At 49.0% G+C, this 20,549-nt stretch carries 17 protein-coding genes; 1 reads left to right on the top strand and 16 read right to left on the bottom strand.

From position 1 onward, the window contains the following. Positions 1–49 precede the first annotated feature (49 nt). From metH to M2133_RS01845, 16 genes are all read right to left on the bottom strand, one after another. A complete protein-coding gene (metH, locus tag M2133_RS01920) occupies positions 50–3,742 on the bottom strand; it encodes a methionine synthase (RefSeq protein WP_277464271.1) in 3,693 nt (1,230 codons plus the stop codon). 65 nt (positions 3,743–3,807) lie between these two features. Further along, positions 3,808–4,761, bottom strand: a complete 954-nt coding sequence (locus M2133_RS01915) for a nucleoside recognition domain-containing protein (RefSeq protein WP_277464270.1) — start codon at positions 4,759–4,761, stop codon at positions 3,808–3,810. A gap of 38 nt (positions 4,762–4,799) precedes the next feature. Further along, positions 4,800–5,261, bottom strand: coding sequence for an SsrA-binding protein SmpB (gene smpB, locus M2133_RS01910; protein WP_277464269.1), 462 nt, complete (start codon positions 5,259–5,261; stop codon positions 4,800–4,802). A 12-nt stretch (positions 5,262–5,273) separates the two neighbouring features. Further along, positions 5,274–5,840 carry a YIP1 family protein gene (locus M2133_RS01905; RefSeq protein ID WP_277464268.1) on the bottom strand — a complete coding sequence of 189 codons (567 nt, stop codon included), beginning with the start codon at positions 5,838–5,840 and terminating at the stop codon, positions 5,274–5,276. 48 nt (positions 5,841–5,888) lie between these two features. Beyond that, positions 5,889–6,659: a hypothetical protein gene (locus M2133_RS01900; protein WP_277464267.1), complete on the bottom strand. Its 771-nt coding sequence runs from the start codon at positions 6,657–6,659 to the stop codon at positions 5,889–5,891. A 133-nt stretch (positions 6,660–6,792) separates the two neighbouring features. Further along, a complete protein-coding gene (locus M2133_RS01895; protein ID WP_277464266.1) occupies positions 6,793–7,563 on the bottom strand; it encodes a hypothetical protein in 771 nt (256 codons plus the stop codon). Between the two features lie 43 nt (positions 7,564–7,606). Then, positions 7,607–8,845: a porin family protein gene (locus M2133_RS01890; protein ID WP_277464265.1), complete on the bottom strand. Its 1,239-nt coding sequence runs from the start codon at positions 8,843–8,845 to the stop codon at positions 7,607–7,609. 11 nt (positions 8,846–8,856) lie between these two features. Continuing rightward, positions 8,857–9,387 (bottom strand): sigma-70 family RNA polymerase sigma factor, encoded by a 531-nt coding sequence (locus M2133_RS01885; RefSeq protein ID WP_277464264.1) that lies wholly within the window; start codon positions 9,385–9,387, stop codon positions 8,857–8,859. A gap of 325 nt (positions 9,388–9,712) precedes the next feature. Beyond that, a complete protein-coding gene (locus tag M2133_RS01880; protein WP_277464263.1) occupies positions 9,713–10,066 on the bottom strand; it encodes a heavy-metal-associated domain-containing protein in 354 nt (117 codons plus the stop codon). Between the two features lie 36 nt (positions 10,067–10,102). Continuing rightward, a complete protein-coding gene (locus M2133_RS01875; protein WP_277464262.1) occupies positions 10,103–12,319 on the bottom strand; it encodes a TonB-dependent receptor in 2,217 nt (738 codons plus the stop codon). A gap of 221 nt (positions 12,320–12,540) precedes the next feature. Further along, the gene (locus M2133_RS01870; RefSeq protein WP_277464261.1) at positions 12,541–12,984 is read right to left on the bottom strand and encodes a hypothetical protein; all 444 of its coding nucleotides are present in this window, start codon (positions 12,982–12,984) and stop codon (positions 12,541–12,543) included. 363 nt (positions 12,985–13,347) lie between these two features. After that, positions 13,348–13,905 (bottom strand): four helix bundle suffix domain-containing protein, encoded by a 558-nt coding sequence (locus M2133_RS01865; RefSeq protein ID WP_277464260.1) that lies wholly within the window; start codon positions 13,903–13,905, stop codon positions 13,348–13,350. Between the two features lie 212 nt (positions 13,906–14,117). After that, positions 14,118–15,593, bottom strand: coding sequence for a family 10 glycosylhydrolase (locus M2133_RS01860; protein ID WP_346843225.1), 1,476 nt, complete (start codon positions 15,591–15,593; stop codon positions 14,118–14,120). A gap of 167 nt (positions 15,594–15,760) precedes the next feature. Continuing rightward, a complete protein-coding gene (gene trxB, locus M2133_RS01855) occupies positions 15,761–16,726 on the bottom strand; it encodes a thioredoxin-disulfide reductase (protein WP_277464258.1) in 966 nt (321 codons plus the stop codon). Positions 16,727–16,756: 30 nt separating this feature from the next. Beyond that, a complete protein-coding gene (locus tag M2133_RS01850) occupies positions 16,757–17,401 on the bottom strand; it encodes a LolA-like putative outer membrane lipoprotein chaperone (RefSeq protein WP_277464257.1) in 645 nt (214 codons plus the stop codon). A 47-nt stretch (positions 17,402–17,448) separates the two neighbouring features. Beyond that, on the bottom strand, positions 17,449–19,878 hold the full coding sequence (locus M2133_RS01845; RefSeq protein WP_277464256.1) for a DNA translocase FtsK: 2,430 nt from the start codon (positions 19,876–19,878) through the stop codon (positions 17,449–17,451). Between the two features lie 440 nt (positions 19,879–20,318). Between M2133_RS01845 and M2133_RS01840 the strand changes: the two genes are divergently transcribed. Next, complete coding sequence (locus M2133_RS01840) at positions 20,319–20,495, top strand: histone H1 (protein WP_277464255.1); 177 nt, start codon at positions 20,319–20,321, stop codon at positions 20,493–20,495. Positions 20,496–20,549: the final 54 nt, after the last annotated feature.

Raw genomic sequence — 20,549 nt, 5'->3', positions numbered from 1 at the left:
CCTATGAGCTCTTATGAATTCTTATGAGTTCCTATGCTCTTATGAGTTCCTATGAGTTCCTACGAGCTCTGGCGGCATAGTCCTGATTTTGCTCTTCATCGATCGCGCCAATCATAAAATAAACAGATGCCGGATGAGCCAGGTAAAGGCCGCTGACGGTAGCCGTTGGCCACATCGCGCCGTTCTCCGTCAGGCTGACATCGATACGGGAGAAGTCGAGTAGCTGGTCCAGCGTAAAGTTCAGTCTCTGGTCCGGGATCGACGGATAACCGATAGCCGGACGGATACCTTGGTACTTCACCTTAAAGAGTTCTTCCATGGACAACATTTCTTCCGGCGCATAGCCCCAGTATTCGGTGCGTACTTTCCGGTGCAGGTATTCCGCAGTGGCTTCTGCCAACCGATCGGTCAGGGTCTGCAACAGAAGAGCTTTATAGGGATCACCTTCTTTTTCGTATTTCTCTTTCAGGTAGTTCGCACCGGAACCGCCCGTCACAACAAAGGCACCCACGTAATCGGTCCGGCCTTCGGACGCCGGCATCACGTAGTCGGCAAGCGATTTATACACGCCATCTTCACGTTCGGTCTGTTGCCGCAACAAAGGAAACTGCTGATCCCCGACACAAAGGTTATCCCCGTCGCTATTTGCCGGGAACAAACCATACAGGGCACGGCAGTATTCCGCATTCAAGTCCACCAGATAGTCCAACATCCGGACAGCATCTTTATACAACTGCATGGCTTCGGAGGCTTTCGCACGTTCCTCTTCCGAGAAGGCCGACAGCCACGAGGCACGGCAGACATCACAACCGTGGATCTGGGTGATGGCAGCGTAGCGCGCACTCAGCTTCCAGGCGGTAAAGAAATAACTCCAGTTGATATACGGAATGACCTCGGCCAAAGGCACGGGCGAGTATGCATTGACACCCAACTGCCGGGGCACAACCGGCTGATAGGCCGACCAATCCAATATCAGCCGGTGTTCACGGGCATAAGAGAGAGAAACCTTTTTCTCTTCTTTCCGATCCATGCCGGCACGCAAGCTTTCGTATTCCCGGTTGAGCTGTGCGATATACGCTTCACGGCTCTCCGGATGCAGAAGCTTGGAGGCGATGATCGGATTCTGCGAGGCATCCAGCACATGAATGACCGGATAGTCATAGTGCGGAGCGATCTTTACGGCGGTATGCAGTTTAGAGGTCGTTGCCCCGCCGACCATAATCGGAATGGTCAAACCGGCTTTTTGCATTTCATCGGCTACATGCGCCATCTCTTCCAAAGAAGGGGTGATCAGTCCGGAAAGACACAAGAGATCCGGTTGCTCTTCCATCGCTTTCTGCACGATGGTTTCGGCCGGAACCATTACACCTAGGTCGATCACCTCGTAATTATTACACGCCAACACGATCGAAACGATATTCTTGCCGATATCATGCACATCGCCTTTAACGGTGGCAAACAATACCTTGCCTGCCTTGGCCGAATCGGATGCCTGCTTCTCTGCCTCAATAGCCGGTTGCAGGATCGTTACGGCCTTTTTCATCGTGCGGGCGGTCTTGACGACTTGCGGCAGAAACATCTTTCCGGCACCGAACAGTTCGCCCACTTTATTCATGCCCGACATCAGGGGACCATCGATAAGTTGTACGGCACGGGCATACTGCTGAAGGGCTTCCTGCAGGTCAACTTCCAGGTACTCTCCCACTCCTTTGATCAACGCATATTCCAGGCGTTCTTCTACGGTGCCGTCGCGCCACGCTTCTTTCCGTTCGCCATCAGTCGAAGCCGACTGAGGCGTCTGCAACTGTTGGGCATAAGCGATCAATTCGTCTGCCGCTTCCGGCCGACGAGCCAATACAACATCTTCCAGGAGTTGGCGGAAAGAGGGTTCGATATCCTCATACAAGACAGCGGTCGAAGGATTGACAATGCCCATATCCATGCCTGCTTTGATCGCGTGATAAAGGAAAACGGCATGCATGGCTTCCCGCACATAGTTGTTTCCGCGGAAGGAGAACGAGAGGTTACTCACTCCCCCACTGACCTTGGCGCCGGGCAGGTTTTGTTTGATCCATGCGGCAGCCTGAATAAAGGCCAGGCCGTAGCCGTTATGCTCGTCCATGCCCGTGGCAATAGCCAGTACATTCGGGTCGAAGATTATATCCTGAGGGTCAAAGCCGGCCTCTTCGACCAACAACCGATAGGCGCGGCTGCAGATCTCTATCCGGCGTTCGAAGGTATCCGCCTGCCCTTTCTCATCGAAAGCCATCACCACGGTGGCAGCGCCTAACTGCCGGATCCGCCGGGCACGCTGCAGGAAGACTTCCTCGCCCTCTTTCAACGAGATGGAATTGACAATGCTTTTGCCCTGCGCATTCATTAGTCCCTGTTCGATCACCTCCCATTTGGAAGAGTCGATCATCACCGGCACTCGGGCGATATCCGGCTCGGAGGCAATCAGGCGCAGGAAGACCGTCATCTCTTTTACGGCATCGAGCATGCCGTCGTCCATATTGATATCGATCACCTGCGCGCCGTCTTCTACCTGCCGCCGGGCGATCACCAATGCTTCTTCGTAGTTTTGTTCTTTGATCAGACGCAGGAACTTACGCGATCCGGCGACATTACAACGTTCGCCGATATTGACAAAATTGTTCTCGGGTTTAACTTCGAGCAGTTCCAGTCCGGAAAGCCAGAGGTTTGGCGTCCGGGCAACGGGCTGATGGGGTTTTGCTCCTTCGATCAAAGCAGGGAAAAGGGCAATATGTTCAGGTGTCGTGCCGCAGCATCCGCCCAGGATATTGATTAATCCTTCTTCAACGAAAGGACGGACGTGCTCAGCCATCAATTCCGGCGTCTCATCGTAGGTACCGAAGCTATTGGGCAAACCGGCATTGGGGTAGACACTGATATAATAGGGTGCGATCCGGGCCAGTTCCCGTAGGTAAGGCAACATATCGGTCGCGCCGAAAGAACAGTTCAGTCCGATACTCATCAATGGAACATGTTGCACGGAAGCGAGGAAGGCCGTGAGCGTCTGCCCCGAGAAGGTGCGCCCACCCTGGGCGGAAAGCGTGAGGGAGAGCATCACCGGCAGGGTTTTCCCGCATGCGCGCATCACGGCTTCGGCGGCATCCAAGCCGGCTTTCACGTTCAAGGTATCAAAGACGGTCTCAAACAAAAGGATATCGACACCACCTTCGATCAAGGCTTCGATCTGTTCCCGGTAAGCCTCATATATATCTTCGTAACGAATCGCCCGGAAGGCCGGATCATTCACGTCTGGACTCATCGAAGTCGTCTTATTGGTCGGTCCCAGGGAGCCGGCGACAAAGACCGGGCGTTCGGGATGTGCTTCCATAAACTCCCGGACAACGCTTTGGGTCAGGCGTGCCGCGGCGAGGTTCATCTCCCGGACCAATGCCTGCATGCCGTAATCTTCCATCGAGATCCGGTTGGCATTGAATGTATTGGTGGTTATGATATGCGAGCCGGCATCGAGGTATTGCCGGTGAATGGCCTGGATAATCTCCGGCTGAGTCAGGCACAACAGGTCGTTATTGCCCTTCTGCTGCCCGGGGAAGTCGGCGAAACGTTCGCCCCGGTAATCGGCTTCCGTCAGGTTATAACGCTGGATCATGGTGCCCATGCCGCCGTCGAGCAGGAGGATTCGCTCTTTCAGGAGCGAATCTAATTGACAATTGACAATTGACAATTGACAATTGATAGTTTTAGTTATCATAATCGTTACTTATTAATCTATATATCTTATCCTAAAGCTCTCCTCCTTTGAAAAGGAGGAGAGCTTTAGGATACTTTTGGGTCAACCCCAGCTTTCGATATACTTTCATAGCCTCGCACCACCCAGACCACCACCATCGCAAAGAAGAGGCGGGTCAAGACGATCCACAGTACGGGGATACCGATGGCCACAAAGATAAGCGTATCTTCCAATAGGGAATGGCTCATCGCCAGGTGGTAATTCAACCGGTTACCGTTGGCGCGAGAGAGTTTATTATCTTCGATCTGCTCCATCATGATCGCTCCGCCATACGCCAGGCCGACCACATTGCCCACCAACCACAGGAATGCCGTATCCTCGGGCAAGCCGAACAGCTTCATCAACGGAGAGAGCCCACGGGAAAATCCGCGCATCAGGTTGAACTCATCCAATAGATAATGCAGGATCATCAATGCCGTCACAATCAACAGGATCGTGAGGATCACTTCCATGGAACTGACAAACCAAAGCTGGAACACTTCCCAAAGACTGTTGCAATCGTCTATATTATGCGTCGCATTGATCGTTCCCCAGCCTTCGGTGGGCATCACTTTGTTGAGTGCGAAAGCAATTACAAAAGCCATACCGATGCGAAGAATCGTCATACGCCAGAACGAAGAGCCGGTCTTTGCCTGTACCGACGACTCAACAATCAGGTTATGTGCCGTCAGACACATGATCGACAGGATCGTCGCTTCCCTTAGTCCCAACGACATCGTCGCAATCAAAGCGATCGGTGCGTAGAGCGGACAAAAGATGCTGGTGATAAAGATAATCGCCGTCTCCCCCGGAAGTCCGATCAAAGAAAAAGCCGGTTCCATATACCCCGCCAGGATCGTCAGCCAACCGGAGTACTGCAACAGGCGTACCAACAAAGAAATCGGAAGAATGATCTTGAATAACCACAAACAGGTCCTCACCGCCTTGGGCAAAGCCTGCTTCACACATTTCCAGATCCTGCTCCAAACCTCTGTTTCCATCCGTACTATGTCTTCGTGCCTTCTGTTTTTAATCGCTATTACCGCTTAAAGGCCCGGTCCATTTCCCGACGGTCGTCGCGTTCTTTGATCGAGTCGCGCTTGTCGTATTCTTTCTTTCCTTTGGCAATGGCGATGACCACCTTGGCCAGCCCTTTATCGGTCAGAAACAGGCGGGTGGGGACGATCGTAAAACCACTATTCGTCGCTGCCGTAGTGAGCTTGCGGATCTCCTTCTTATTGAGCAGGAGCTTGCGGTCGCGCCGGGCAACGTGGTTGTTGTACGTGCCGTAGAAATACTCGGCGATATACATATTCTTCACCCACACCTCGCCGCGTTCCACAATGCAGTAGGTATCCACCAGGCTGGCTTTTCCCAGTCGGATGGATTTGATCTCCGTTCCCGTCAGCACAATGCCGGCGGTAAACGTTTCGAGCAACTCATAGTCGAACGTTGCCCGTTTATTCTTGATCTGTATATTATTCTGAATCTTTTCTTTCATTATTCATAACGTTTAAAAACGCAATCCCGGCATCAACAGATATAAAACAAATCCGATGACGGTAGGGATCAGGATCACCAGAGCGGTAGAGATCACGGAGAACTTCAACCGCTCGTTTTCTTCGACCTGCATATACACCGGTGCTCCCTCCCACACGATATAAAAAGTATAGAGGATAAAGATCTGCAAAAAGAAGAACTCCGGGATCAACATCAACACGGCTCCCAATGCATACATCAGGGAAGAGGAATAACCGACAAAGCGCTGACACAAGGGATTGTTCTTCTCCCGCTTGAAGAATCCGCTCCATATCTCATTCAACAAATAAGTGCTCAGGAAGAATCCCCCGAAATAGATTAATAACGTACGCACCGATGCTTTCAATGCCAGTTCGACATCAAATTCTTTGCGGGTAAATAAGATACCTAAGAAAGCAACGATAGTCAATAACCCGATCAAGGGGTAAATAAAACGGGAAAGGAACTCATCCCCCTTTTCTTCCTTCTCATTCAAGGCTTCCCACGCTTTGCCCGGCTGGGAAATGATCATAACGACCCATTTAAAAATATCTTTATACATAGTGCCACATCACTTTAGGATACAAAAATAGTGAAATAAACCAATAGTTCACAACACAATAGAGTATACGTTTGCCGAAGCCCACCGTACCAGCGTAGAGTCCAGGCTAAAGCCCGTCGGGTAGTTCAACCGGATATGCAACGAATCGTTACCGATCTGCTTTTCCGCCTCACCGGCCTCGCGGATAAGCTGATCCAGGACAAGCGCCTCGGTCTGAATCCATTTGCCGATCAAACTATCGTTCGCTTCCCGGCGTTCGGCCCGGAGATAAAGATCGTAGATCCGACGTCCGTTCTGTTCGGCTACAACCGCCGGGTTGTATTGAAAGATATAGTTCTCCTGTTGCGTCTCCCGCCGATCGTTTAGTGTCAGTTGCAGGAACAGGCGGTTGCGGATCAGTTGAGACTTGGCGATGGCCGGACTAAAAAACTGCACGGTCCGGATCAATGCCGTATCTTCGGCCACATTGACAAACGTCGTATCCGGCAATTGGGCTTCCGTTCCTTCCAGTGTCCAGGCGGCAATCGGTTCGATCGAATGGATATCGGCATCAACAGCTTCTCCTTCTGCGTAGTTGAACAGGTTGGCCCGAAACTGCAACAGGAAACAATCGCCGTCTTTCAGATCCGCCAAGGTATCCATGGCCGAAGAGGTGATGATATGTTCCATCTCCCCGTCTGTCGTATAGAGAGCGGGGGCAGGCTGAAGCGCAGCAACCCCATAGCGCTGATAGTTCGTCTTTTCTTCGCTCTCGCCCATGCAGGAAACCCATCCTATAGCGATCAACAGAAACAGTACACCGATGCTATCTTTTTTCATTCTTCCCATATTTCCGCACAAAGATAGTTCCTATCTTCGATTAAAGAAACAAAGGCCATAAAAAAAGAAGAGGCGCAAGCGTACGGTTCTTTCGTATGCTTGCGCCTCTTTATGATTGTTACTTCAATTATCCTTAGTTTTCTGTGTTTACCAGGAAGCGAATCGGATCCTGCGTAGTCCAGGTAAATTCTTCTTTTTCCGTGTCGATCTTATTGATATATCGGAAGGCGATATTGTACTCCGTCTTTCCGGCAGCCTGCTCTTTCACGTCAATCGATTTCAGGATACTCTCCACTTCGTAGTAGTTAGGCACCATATATTCGATTTCCGGACTCTTTCCTTCGAGTGTGCGGATCGCCCGGATGTAGAACGTGTACGTATTCCGGCTATCGTGTTGATACGGCTCCTGATTGTTATCATAATAGATCTCGAAATTGTACCGGATATCGGTTTGTTCCTTGAAAACCGAATTCATCAACAAATCACCATTCAACATGAAATACTGGGGATAGCCTACATTTACGGCAGCATAGGTCAAAGCAATCTCATTCGGCGCCAATTGGGTTGTATCCCGATAACTGATATCTGCTCTTTGCACCGTAACCGGATTAGCCAACAGGGTGATGTAGATATAACCGTTTGCTTCTGCATTCGCATTCTCTTCGGAATCCATATCATAGGATAGATCGATATATACCCAATCGCCCTCATTGTATTCATAGGGTGAAAGTTGCGTGGTATAGAACGTGCCTGAATAGGTTTCGATCAACAACTTCCCACTCTCGAAACGAATTTTCCCCGGTATGTGATACAATTCCCCGGAATTACTGGATTCGCCCAGACATGAGGTCAACAACATCAAAACGGCAACCAAAGTTGCACCTACGAACTTAATCTGTTTCATCTTCATTTAGTAATTTAATATGTTTGTTAATAGTTTTACTGTGTCAAAAGCCTAAGCGGAAACCGGCTTGCAAGGTTAGGTTCAGCGGTTTCTCGGAATAGATCGTCGGCATCGTACTCATCTTATCGAACAAGGCGCTTCCGTTGTCAAAATAGTAACCGGCTCCGGCTTCCGCGTATGCACTGAGGAAGCGCAAGACCGGATAGCTGACTCCTACCTTGGCATTGGCCGAAAGTAATACTTTTTTCTCACGTACCGAACGTACTTCGCTATCAATGACCACATCACTTATCAAAGCGTCGCGCACCAATTCTCCTTTTTGCCGTCCGGCGACATTCAGATCCATCTGAACTCCGGCATAAGCGTATAGATTAAAGCGTTGCCATTCCGCTATCTTGTAAGTAACCCCCAAAGGTATGCCAATAAAATGAAGTTTCTGCGTCGTTTTGACTTTATATTCGTCATTGGTTTGCCAGTCGGAGGACAAATAGGTGTATGCTACCCCACTTTGCAAGGCAAAGCGGCTATTGAGATAATAGCTGATACCTACTCCGAAGGACAAAGGTTTATTATGGTGCACGTCTGTCTTGGGAAGGGCTCTTCCTCCGGAGGGGGCATTCATGAGTAGGAGGTCTTCGCCGCGCAATCCCATGGTGGAAACCAGATAGCTGGGCACCACATTGCTGGCGCCGACCGAGACGCCTCCGGCTCCCATACCGAATCCCCACCGCCGTGGCTTGGCTTTTTCGGAAGAAACGGTGTTTGTCGGCGTTACTTCCGCCTGACCGGCGTTCGATTTTGTAACCGCAGCTTGCTCGGGCATTTCATCATCGCCTGCGGTTACAGAAATCGGCTGTTCATCTTCAACGGCCTGATAGGGCTGATCAACTTCTTCATCTTCACGCTCCTTCAAGGGGAGTTCCTCTTTTTTCTTATGTATTGGGGCTGCCTGCATCGCTTTAGCGATAACGGGCTGCTCGGTTGTAACCGATGGTGCAGTATATACGGGCGGTTTGAGTGCTTCAGTGTGGCGTTCGATTTCCTGAACGATGGCTTCACCGACGGGTTGTTGTTCAAAGAAGTAGATACCACTCATCACCATCAGCAGAGCGGCCACCGCTGCGGCCGCCCAATAGGTGGCTTTGCGATAGAACGGGATAGACGTGGCCCGCGGCAGACGATCGGCGATCCTCTCCCAATCCTGTGGCATCACATCGATCTCCCACTCGCTGAGCTTCGACTGAAACAGGTCATCAATATTATCTCTTTCTTTCTCTTTCATTTATTTTCTTTCTACTCATACAATGTGTTAATCTTGCGTTGCAACAACTGCTTGGCACGGGTGTATTGCGAGCGGGAGGTGCTTTCGGTGATCTGCAACATTTCCCCGATCTCCTTGTGCGAATAGCCTTCGATGGCAAACAGGTTGAATACCGTCCGGAAGCCTGTGGGCAGTTCATTGACGACTTGCATCAATTCGGCGGCCGACATCCGGGAAATCACCGAGCTGTCTGCCCCGGCCAGTTCAGCCGTATGATCCAGATCGGCCGCATCCCGGAGGATATCCGTCCGGCGCAGGTATTCTAACGCACTATTAACAAAGATCTTCCGCATCCAACCTTCGAACGAGCCTGTGCCCGAATAAGAGTCCAACGAAGTGAATACTCTGACGAAACCATCCTGAAGCAAATCACGAGCCGTCTCCCTGTCGTTGACGTAGCGCAGGCAAACTCCCATCATCTTGCGGGAATATGTTTCGTACAGCTCTTTCTGAGCTTTTCTATTTCCCTTCCGACAACCCTCTATCAGTTGTTGCTCATCCATTCAGTCATGCCGTGACTGCCCCGGTTAGGAGGCTGTACACCTATAATGATGTTACTCTTTTACTAAACGCTGCATTCGGCGAAAAAAATAGTGGGATAAACAGCCTTTCTTATTTCTACCCCATGCAGAACAGCGTACAAAGATAGAACGTTCAGCGTAATAACTGTGTTAATGAGATTGAAATTAAAACGGTTATTCGTTTGTTCGAATCAAACTTAGCTGTTCTACCGGTTGTTTTAACGCATTTTCGCCGTAAAATTAATATGCTCCCAATTAGGGAATAAAAATTCTACGGCGAAAGGACTAAATATACGGTAGGAAAGTCTTAATGCGCGTGCTTGTGTTCTTTTGTTTCCCCCGAAGATGCGGGCGTCTCTCCTTCTTTGACGGCAACGGCGTCCATCCCGATCTTTTTGAAGGCGGCAACCAATTTGTCTTCCGTCGTTTTATCCGCACGATAGGTCACGGCTGCCGTACGGGTAGGCAGGTCGCATTTCAGGTCGGTCACGCCTTTTTCGAAAGCGATGTTTTTCTCTACTTTCTTGACGCAGTTGGCACAGTCCATACCGTCGATCAGGAAGGTGACGGTTTCTTTCTTGTCCTTCTTTTTCGTTTCCTGGGCATACGCCAGGGAGAAGGTGAACAAAGCACACATTAAAACTACAATAACTCGTTTCATAACTGATAGATATTAAAAGGTGAATATTGATTTGATTTATAATCGTTCGAGATTAAAGCGCATACCGATATAGATCTTCCGGCCGTGCACCGGTCCCCAGATCATTGTGCCGTCGAAATTATCTCCCCGGGGATTGGCGGCGTCGACAATCGGGTTCGACTGCGTATAATCGAAAATATTTTCAGAGCCGACATAGACCGACCATTGGCGGAAATACTTCGTGATCTGGGCATTCCATACTTGGTGCGACTTGAAGGTCTTATCCCACAGGGGATTGGTCGGATCCGGATCGGGCATTCGGCCGCCCCCGCTGAACTGACCCGTGAGGTCGAACTGCCATTTCTTCAAAGGGGTCTGATACGAAGCGGTCACCAGTCCTTTGTAATCGCTCACCAACGGTTTCTTCATCCGCGTGGTGAGGCCTTCGGCGTTGCGGTAATCGGTCTTTGCATCGGTATAACGGTAAGCTGCCGTCAGCGTAAAGCCGCGGAAGAAGGGATAGGTCGCTTCGATCTGGTAGCTGTTCGAATACGACCGGCCATCCAGGTTGTAAAAGCGTACGGCATGCGGATTGCTATTCATATCGACCACGACCTGCTTGAGGAAGTCCGTATAATACCATTCTCCGTTCAATGTCAATTCTTTGCCAAACAGCGGGATATAGAACGACAGGTTCAAGCCCGTGTTCCAGGCTTCTTCCTGATCCAGGTTGTCGGCGATCTCCATCCGGCGGCTGCTGGAAAGCAGGAAATTGTTTTCGGCCAATACATTCGCCGTACGGAAACCTTTTCCGGCCGAAGCACGGATATGGAACCATTCCGTCGGGTTGTATTTCAAGTGAACACGGGGAGTGACAAAGAAGTCGTACAACGAGCTGTAATCCGCCCGCAGTCCGGCAAGCATGATCAGTTTATCGTTCAGATTCAACGTGTATTGCACATAAGCACCGGGAACGACTTCCGTACGGTCGTAGAGTTGGCGCTGTCCTGCCTGGGTCAGGTTCTCGTTGAAGCCGTCGTAGTTCAGGCTCAAGCCGGTGCTCAGGCTGTGCATGGGTGAGAATTCTTTCTCGTAGAGCAGACTGGCATAGATATTATTCTGATAGATATTATAAGGCGTGCGGTCGTACATCGCTTGCTGCTCGTGATACGAGCCGGAAAGGATCAACGCGGCGCTTTCCACCTTTTCGTGGTCGAAGACATACGCCTGTTTGGTATATCCTTCCACCCGGTTGGTACGCAACTTGATCTGATACGGATCGGGGAAATGGCCGTGTTTGGTCGTTTGCCCGCCTGTACGGTTTTCATGCAGGTACTTCACGCCATACTGCGCGATGTATTTATCGGTCTTGTGGTACCAACGGTTCATCAGGTTCACCTGTTCTTTCAAAGGCATATCCAGGAAACCGTCGTCGTTGCCATCGTGCTGCTTGCTGTCGTTCGAATAATGTACCAGAAGGCCGGTAGAGACCTTATCGTTGATATGCCAGGAGGCGTCGGCATTGCCTTCGTAACGGCCGGCATCACTCAGGAAAGCATTCGCCGAGAAGATATCCGCCGTGGGCGGTTTCTTGAACTCGACGTTGATCTGTCCGGCCAAAGCTTCATAACCGTTCTTCACCGACGACGTTCCTTTCGACACCTGGATACTCTCCATCCAGGCACCGGGCACGTAGTCGAGACCATAAAGCGAAGCGGCGCCACGGAAGTTCGGGTAGTTCTCGGTCAGCATCTGCACGTAAGTACCCGACAAACCCAGGAGTTTGATCTGGCGCGCCCCTGTGGCGGCATCGGCATAGGAGACATCCACCGAAGGATTCGTCTCGAAGCTCTCTGCCAGGTTACAACAAGCCGCACGGCAGATCTCGTCGTACGTGATCTTCTGGGTCTGTAACACACTGCTCCGGGATGCAATCAGACCTATGCGGCGTTCACTGACCACCACCTCTTCCAATTCGATCTCTCCTTTCAATACAATCCGCAACGGGGCATTCAGATTGGTCACCGTAGTCGTCGACGTCACATAACCGATGTAACTAACCACCAACTGACGGCTGTCTCCTTTTTGCTCCAGTTCAAAATAACCATTGATATCGGTAGTCGTGCCTTTCTGGGTTCCTTCCCAATACACATTCGCCCCGATAACCGGCTGCTCGCTCTCATCAAACACATATCCTTTCGCTATGCCTTCTGCCCATACCGACGACGAGCAAAGGACACAGCCAACTATCCATAAATATAATTGTTTCAACATTTCTTTCTCTTCTGATTTAACTTTTTTACTTATCGGGAAGCCTTTGATCACACCTATATACAGGCGAGTCAGCGCCCCCACCACACAAAACAGCTGAGGCTTTAGAAGGGGTCAGATACGAGGCACTTGATTAAAGATATGAAGGAGCATACTGAAGCATGTGACTGAATATCTTTAAGAAAGTAACGACGTAGCTGGCCCCTTATAAAGCCTCAGCTCCGCTAAATCAGGAGAGTGGTAAGAAGAGAAAGATAAACCCTGGGCGGGAGTGGCGGCCCATTGGGCATCACCGAAGTCCTCTCTTCGACAAAAGGAAGTGGAATAACTGAAATATCGAATGATCCGTCGGTCAACAGATCGAAAGTAACAGGTTGCGGGCTGTCGATAGACACCTTTTCCGATCCCCAATCGAAAGAGATCCGGCTCATGTGACAGCATTTTTCATGGGAATGATCGAATGAATCGTTGGTATGTTCTACGGTTTCATGTTCCAGATGATGTGTATGCCCATGTACCTCACAGCATCTGTCGCCGGCCAAGATCTCCACACCTTCCGCCCGGCAGTCCTGGCAACAGAAAGAAGCCACGTTCACCCCGGCCCCTCCGTAAAACACCAAAGCAGCCATCAAGAGAACAAACAGATATGTAGGTATCTTCCTCATCATTTGCAAAGATAAAAGGTTTCCGGGTGGGCGGAGGGGATTTTAGTTTAATTAACTAAATCATAGGAACTCATAAGAACTCATAAGAACTCATAGGAATTCATAGGAGAGTTAGGAGCTCATAAGAATTCATAAGAACTCATAGGAATTCATAGGAATATAGGAAAAGGGTTATCCTCCTTTTCCTAGCTCTTATGAGTTCCTATGAGTTCTTATGAGCTCTTATGAGTTCTTATGAGTTCCTATGAGTTCTTATGAGCTCTTATGAGTTCTTATAAGTTCCTATGAGTTCTTATGAGTTCTTATGAGTTCCTATGAGCTCTTATGAGTTCTTATGAGCTCTTATGAGTTCTTAATTACTCTCTCCTAAATCCCTCTCCTATTCTTCCTTTCCTCCACTCGGCATTTCATCATATTCTCGCGAAGCCCGCCATCCTGCAAAAAGCTTTCCTCAAGCCGCTTAAGCAAGCGGAACAATAAGACATCCGTTTGCCAGATCAGGCAGATTGCTATATTCGCAATGGTTTCAGGAGGCCGTGTACTTATCAGGCTCATGTAATACGCAGAATCATTATGCACTCTTCCTAATTCACACATTTTCAGTTGCTCGACAGAGCCCTTCTCCCAGATTCTCAATCCATGCGTGCGCAAATAGTCTTCATAATCAATCAAGAGTTCCTGCAAGCTGGCTTTAGCCACATTGATCAGTTTGATTTCCGTTTCTTTGGAAGTAATAGAGGCGGCCGTTCCTTCAACAATATTCTGTTTGCCGGAGCGGGCAGCTTGTTTCATTTGATCGACTGTGCGATCACGGTAATTCAAATACTTATCACAGAAATAACAGGTGATGTCGTAGATGGCTTCTGCTTTTTGATAGCAGAATAGCTGACGATAGTTTTTTTCTCTGGGGATGAAGTGTTTCATAGTGTTGATTTTATTGAGGTTGATACTTAAGAATTCATAAGAACTCATAGGAATTCATAGGAATTCGTAAGAATAAGGAATTCATCTTGCTTCCTATGAGTTCTTATGAGTTCTTATGAGCTCTTATGAGTTCTATAAGTTCCTATGAGTTCTTATGAGCTCTTATGAATTCCTACGAGTTCTTACGCCCCTAAAGATAAGCTTTTTTTTAATCACTTAACATACTCCGTCAGAAAATAATAACTCTCCCGTGAAGGTTGGCTTTCGATATGGTAGCGGGTGGAAGAGGTGATGCTGAAGAGGTAGCCTTGTTGTTGGTTTGCGGAGATGGGCAGGTAGAGTTCAGTCGAACGGATACCGGTGGCTAAGATCTGTTTGGCGGAAGAATAGTCGATGCTGTCCGATAAGGAATAATATAAGGTATAGGTCAGCTCCTCCTCTTCGGTGGCGGGTTTCTGCCAGGAGATTCGCAGTTGGTCTTCCACTTTTTCGACCTTCACTTCTTCGGGGGCGTCCGGCACGCGGTCGTTCAGCCAGGTCAAAGGAGGAAGCTGAGCGGGATAGGTATAATACGCGTCTTTCAGGTCTTTGTATAATTTTGGATTATTCATCACATGTTCGCACCGGAAGAAGGCACAGCCGGCTCCGCCGTAGTAACGGCTGTAATCGATCTGGTCGGTGATATCATTGACGGTCCATCCTCCCTCTTTTTCCTCCATCCGGTAGGCGCCGAGGCCGGGCACGACCAAGCGGCCGTTACAATTATCCGCCCAATTATCGACAAAAGGGAAAAAGTTATCATGCAAGTAATACATCATCGGCACAATCATATCCTGCTTGCCTTCCGCCATCCATTGCTTGGGATCCTGGAACACACTCTCGTAGGCCGTCCACCCGGCATTGGGCACCCGCTCGATCCGGTTATACTTTCCCAAAGGGGAGCTGCTCACCTGCACCCAAGGCTTCATTCGTTTCACTTCATCATATACCCGGGTGACCAATCGGTTGATATTCGCCCGCCTCCAATCGGCCAGGTCCATTCCTTTTCCATAGCGATTGTATAATGCTTTGTCGGCAAAGGTTTTTGCCTGATCCGGATAACGCACATAGTCCAGATGCAGCCCGTCGATATCGTACGAAGCGACCAGTTCGCGCACCAGGGACAAGATATAATCCGTCGTCTCAGGCATTCCCGGATCCAGGTACCATTCGCCCTGGTGTTTCTTGACTAATTTAGCGTGTTTCTTGACCACCGAATGGTTGCCTTGCAGACGAACCCCTTGCTCCGTTCCCAACGGATAGGTCACAAACCAGGCATGACATTCCATACCCCGCTTATGGCATTCGTCGAGGACAAACTGCAACGGATCATACCCGGGCTTCTGATTCGTCTTGCCGGTAAACACCCGGCTGAACGGTTCGATCTTCGAAGGATAGATCAAATCGCCCCGAAGCCTGACCTGCATAAAGACCATATTGAAGTGGGCCTCTTCCAGGCGATCCAGGATATGTAAGAGTTCTTTCTTTTGATCTTCCGTTTCCTGGGCGGTGGTGGCTGTCTTCTTCGGCCAATCCAGGCCATAGACCGTCGTCAACCAGACCGCGCGGATCTCGGTTTTCGGAGGTTCTACGGCATAAAGGGAGAGAGAACAAAAGAATAGGAATCCAACCCACCCACCATAATGCATAACGGTGTTCAGCGGATTCCTCAAAAACAATTTAATACACAGATGACACAGATCAGACAGATGATCGCAGATTTGAGTAGATCTAAACTTCTTATCTGCGGTCATCTGCTTAATCTGTGTCATCAGCGTGCGAATTATAATCTTTAGAGTCGGCACCCAACCGGATATTATCCGTTACACCGGATACCATTCTCCAATAAATAACGCTCGGCTTCAATCGCGGCTTTACATCCTGAGGCGGCTGCGGTGATGGCCTGGCGGTAGACCGGGTCGGCCACGTCTCCTGCCGCAAAAACGCCCGGCACATTCGTACGGGGGGTTCCCGGAACCGTATTGATATAACCCGTTTCGTCTGTTTCGAGCCAGTCGGCAAAGATCTTCGAATTAGGCGTATGCCCGATAGCCAGGAAGAAGCCATCGATTTCTATTTCGACAATCTCCTCATCCGGTTCACCTTTGCGTTTGACCAGGCGAGCACCTTCCACTCCATGTTCGCCAAAGAGCCCGAGGGTATTGTGTTCGAACAAGACTTCGATATTGGGGGTTTCTGCCACCCGTTGCTGCATGATATTGGACGCACGCAGATGATCTTTCCGCACGATCATATACACTTTCTCGGCCAGAGAGGCTAAGTAGAGCGCTTCTTCGCAGGCGGTATCGCCCCCTCCGACAACGGCCACTTTCTTCTTGCGGTAGAAGAATCCATCGCAAGTCGCACAGGCGGAAACGCCCATCCCGGCATATTGGGCTTCATCCGGAAGACCCAGATATTTCGCCGTAGCTCCTGTAGCGATAATCACCGTATCCGCTTCGATCACCTTTTCATCTTCAATCACCACTTTCAACAGCGTATCGGAAAAGTCCGTCGATGTGGCAATCCCGATCCGGATATCCGCTCCGAAACGAAGGGCTTGCTTCTTGAAGTCTTCCATCATATCAAAGCCGGAAATACCTTCCGGATAACCGGGGAAGTTCTCAATATCGGTGGTGGTGGTCAGTTGACCTCCCGGTTGAATACCTTCATAGAGTACCGGGTTCATATTGGCACGGGCGGCATAGATCGCCGCGGTATATCCTGCTGGTCCTGAACCAATAATCAGGCAGCGTACTTTTTCTGTTGATTTGTGTTCCATGTTTATTCTAAAATCTATTATTTAACTATACTAAGGCAAGCCTATAATATCCGCTTCGGGATAGTTCTCCTTATTAAAAACAAATGAGTGATCCGATTGGTTGACGCCGAAAGTCAGCTTATCGATCTGGATCATTGTGCGCGTAGCGTTCTTATCTTCAATAACAATGCGCACAGGGAATGAAGATATTTTTTCGATCTGCAAACTCACGCGAACGATATCTCCTTTCTTCCGGGGCGTCAGTTCGACATCATAAGCCGTTTTGCCGCTTGCCGAGGTGCTTTCGCCTATATATTTGGCCTCATAGCCCTTCTTATACGTACGAAGCAATACGGCCGGATTGGTCAACTGCAGTTCATCACCGGTCGGTTCGGTCACATAGACTTCTTCATTGCGTTCGACATACGTCCATTGGGTCTTACCGTCGTACCAGACCTGCATATCCGGAGTGGCAAAGGCAAACTTATCGCCCCGCATCTGGATAATTCCTTCAAAGCTTTCGGAGATATGTTGCGCGTCATTCCGCGTATGAAAAGCAAACGAAGCGGAAATCCCGTTGGACTTCTCATACGTCTCCGCCGCCTTATCCAGAATATCTCCCCCCTTTTGCGCCCATACCGGGAAAACACTTCCCCAACACAATATTATACATATTATATATAAGTACCTTTTCATCTTCTCCTTCAATTAATCATTAACCATTCATCATTAACCATTAACCTTTACTTCAAGTTATTCAGTAACTGCTCCAGCGAATACTCATCCTGAATCAACACCTGCCGGGCTTTGCTTCCTTCGAAAGGCCCGACAATTCCGGCAGCTTCCAACTGGTCCATCAAACGTCCGGCACGGTTATATCCGATCGCGAACTTCCGTTGGATCAGCGAAGTCGATCCCTGTTGTTGCATCACAATCAGACGGGCCGCTTCGTCGAATAGCGGATCCCGGTCGGAAAGGTCTACCGCTCCGATCTTATCGCTATCGCCTTCGCCGATAAATTCAGGCAGCATATGAGCCGTCGGATAACCCACCTGGCTACCGATATATTCGGATATTTGTTCTACCTCCGGCGTATCGACAAAAGCACATTGCACACGAATCATATCACTTCCCTGCGAGAATAATAAATCACCCCGCCCGATCAACTGGTTCGCTCCCGGTGCATCGAGGATCGTTCGCGAGTCGATCATAGACGATACGCGGAACGCCATACGTGCCGGGAAGTTCGCTTTGATCGTTCCGGTAATGATATTCGTCGTCGGCCGCTGTGTGGCGATCACCATGTGGATACCTACCGCACGCGCTTTCTGGGCGATACGGGCAATCGGCATCTCGATCTCTTTACCGGCGGTCATGATCAGATCGCCAAACTCATCGATGATCACAACGATATAAGGCATAAACTTATGTCCCTTCTCCGGATTGAGGCGGCGGCTGATAAACTTCGCGTTATATTCTTTGATATTCCGGGTATGCGCTTTCATCAACAGGTCGTAACGGTCGTCCATCTCTTTACAGAGGGAGTTCAGGGTCTGGATCACTTTCGTAAAGTCGGTAATGATCGCTTTATCGTCGCCCGGCAGTTTGGCCAGGTAGTGTCGTTCGATCTCGGCATAGATACTAAACTCAACCATCTTCGGGTCGACCATCACAAACTTCAGTTCCGACGGATGTTTTTTATAGAGCAAGGAGGTGATCAAGGCATTCAGACCGACCGATTTCCCTTGCCCCGTGGCACCGGCCACCAATAAGTGCGGCATCTTAGCCAGATCGAACATAAAGATCTCGTTGGTAATGGTTTTGCCCAAGGCTACCGGCAGGTCATATTTACACTCCTGAAACTTGCGGGAGGCAATCACCGATTGCATGGAAACGATCTGCGGATCCTTATTCGGCACCTCGATACCAATCGTGCCTTTCCCCGGCATCGGCGCAATGATACGTATGCCCAAAGCAGAAAGGCTCAAAGCAATATCATCTTCCAGGTTACGGATCTTAGCGATACGCACGCCCACATCGGGTATGACTTCATACAAGGTGATCGTTGGGCCAACGGTCGCTTTGATGGAAGAGATATTAATGCCGAAATTCTCCAAGGTCTGTTTGATCCGGCGTTGATTCGCCGTCTGTTCCTCCATATCGACCTGATGATCTCCCGATTCATATTTCTTCAGGAGGTCGACAGTCGGATTACTAAACTTCGACAGATCCAGTTTCGGATCATAGTCACCCATAGTCGAACCGTCGTACACTTCATCATCCCCCTCAGGCACTTCCACCGTGAAGTTCAAATCCTCATTCGGATCTTCTTCTTCGTCGGAATCGTTATTATTCGGACTGACAAACATTTCTTCATCTTCCGGAACGGTGATCACAAAACCTTCATCGTCCGATATGAAGGAGGTTTTTTCTTCCGATTTCGGATCTTCATCGTCTTCCTCGGCTTCATCCGAGATATAGTTATCTTCATCCGGCATCTCTCCGGCTTCTGTTTTTTCTTTCTTCGCCCGCTTGGTGATCCAGCCGAAAGAGAAGATCCGTTGCAGGAAAGGTATGGTTCGTTTGCTGGTAAAGATGGCAATGATCAGGAAAGAGCCCAATAATAAGAGAACCGTTCCGGGAATGCCGATATTACTGATCAGCCATTCCGAAATGAAATAACCGTGTTGCCCACCCAGATAGATAAAAGTATCTTCATAACCGGCTACAAAAACAAAGGCGCAGAATACAGAGCCCCAGATCAAGGTCGCCCCACAGAAAAGAAATCGTTTGAACAGGAATATCCGCGCCAGATTCATCATCCGCATACCTACGGATCCCAGGAAAACAAGGATCATAAAAGAAGAGACCCCAAACCAACGGTTCATCAACAGATCCGCCAGATAGGCCCCGCGCACGCCCGTCCAGTTCTCTACCGATCTTTTACTCGACACCAGATCCGACAAAGGCACATTCTCGATCTTGCTTTGATCCACTCCCCCTGTAAAAAAGAAGGAGATCAAAGCCAATCCGATATAAATGGTGAACAGACAAATGATCAGGCCGGTGATATACCTTGTTCGCTCATTGGTAAAAAAAGCCTTAATCGCGGCCCAGGTACTTCCGTTGTTTTCTTTCTTCTTCGCACTTGTAGTGTTCTTTTTCTTTGCCATTCTGCTTTGTCTCTATATTATGGATAGCGGATTTACAGAAGCAAAGGTAAATAGAATTCTTCAAAGAATGATTTTATAAGGTTGATTTTGCCCCTGATTTAGCGAAGATTATAAAAGGCAGTAAATGAACGCATTGTAAGGAGCACTCATTTGTTGATAATTATCAACAAGTTTGTTGACAATTGTCAACAGATCTGTTGATAACTATCAACAAATGTGTTGACGGTTATCAACAAACAAATAATCCCGCCAAAAAGAGAAAATACGCCATCGATCCGAAAGAAATACCCGGGACGATCCTATTCTTTTTTAATTGTCCGTGATTTTTTTCTCTAAAACATGAAAATTATGCGTTAGAGCGGCGAACAAAAACTGCGCTTACTTGTTATAGACCATATAATCTCTGAAATTTTTATACATCAGTAACAAATTAGAACAAAATGGAAAATTTAGTAAGCAAGATCAAGGAAAACTTCGCTGCTTTCGAAAAAGATGCAGCGCTACAAGTAGAAAAAGCAAACAAAGCTGCCGGCACACGCGCTCGTAAAGCTTCTTTAGAATTGGAGAAAATGTTGAAAGAGTTCAGAAAAACTTCATTGGAACATTCTAAAAAATAAAAGATTCCAGATCCTGCCGACTTCCGGCAGGATTTTTTTTTCTTCCGCTCGGCT

It is taken from the genome of Parabacteroides sp. PF5-6 (genome assembly GCF_029504695.1).
Lineage (GTDB): Bacteria > Bacteroidota > Bacteroidia > Bacteroidales > Tannerellaceae > QVMG01.
This window is presented reverse-complemented; position numbering and strand designations above follow the sequence as displayed.

Coding starts and splice junctions, on each gene's coding strand:
- metH (WP_277464271.1), bottom strand. CDS start 3,742: ATGATAACTAAAACTATCAATTGTCAATTGTCAATTGTCAATTGTCAA.
- M2133_RS01915 (WP_277464270.1), bottom strand. CDS start 4,761: ATGGAAACAGAGGTTTGGAGCAGGATCTGGAAATGTGTGAAGCAGGCT.
- smpB (WP_277464269.1), bottom strand. CDS start 5,261: ATGAAAGAAAAGATTCAGAATAATATACAGATCAAGAATAAACGGGCA.
- M2133_RS01905 (WP_277464268.1), bottom strand. CDS start 5,840: ATGTATAAAGATATTTTTAAATGGGTCGTTATGATCATTTCCCAGCCG.
- M2133_RS01900 (WP_277464267.1), bottom strand. CDS start 6,659: ATGAAAAAAGATAGCATCGGTGTACTGTTTCTGTTGATCGCTATAGGA.
- M2133_RS01895 (WP_277464266.1), bottom strand. CDS start 7,563: ATGAAACAGATTAAGTTCGTAGGTGCAACTTTGGTTGCCGTTTTGATG.
- M2133_RS01890 (WP_277464265.1), bottom strand. CDS start 8,845: ATGAAAGAGAAAGAAAGAGATAATATTGATGACCTGTTTCAGTCGAAG.
- M2133_RS01885 (WP_277464264.1), bottom strand. CDS start 9,387: ATGGATGAGCAACAACTGATAGAGGGTTGTCGGAAGGGAAATAGAAAA.
- M2133_RS01880 (WP_277464263.1), bottom strand. CDS start 10,066: ATGAAACGAGTTATTGTAGTTTTAATGTGTGCTTTGTTCACCTTCTCC.
- M2133_RS01875 (WP_277464262.1), bottom strand. CDS start 12,319: ATGTTGAAACAATTATATTTATGGATAGTTGGCTGTGTCCTTTGCTCG.
- M2133_RS01870 (WP_277464261.1), bottom strand. CDS start 12,984: ATGATGAGGAAGATACCTACATATCTGTTTGTTCTCTTGATGGCTGCT.
- M2133_RS01865 (WP_277464260.1), bottom strand. CDS start 13,905: ATGAAACACTTCATCCCCAGAGAAAAAAACTATCGTCAGCTATTCTGC.
- M2133_RS01860 (WP_346843225.1), bottom strand. CDS start 15,593: ATGCATTATGGTGGGTGGGTTGGATTCCTATTCTTTTGTTCTCTCTCC.
- trxB (WP_277464258.1), bottom strand. CDS start 16,726: ATGGAACACAAATCAACAGAAAAAGTACGCTGCCTGATTATTGGTTCA.
- M2133_RS01850 (WP_277464257.1), bottom strand. CDS start 17,401: ATGAAAAGGTACTTATATATAATATGTATAATATTGTGTTGGGGAAGT.
- M2133_RS01845 (WP_277464256.1), bottom strand. CDS start 19,878: ATGGCAAAGAAAAAGAACACTACAAGTGCGAAGAAGAAAGAAAACAAC.
- M2133_RS01840 (WP_277464255.1), top strand. CDS start 20,319: ATGGAAAATTTAGTAAGCAAGATCAAGGAAAACTTCGCTGCTTTCGAA.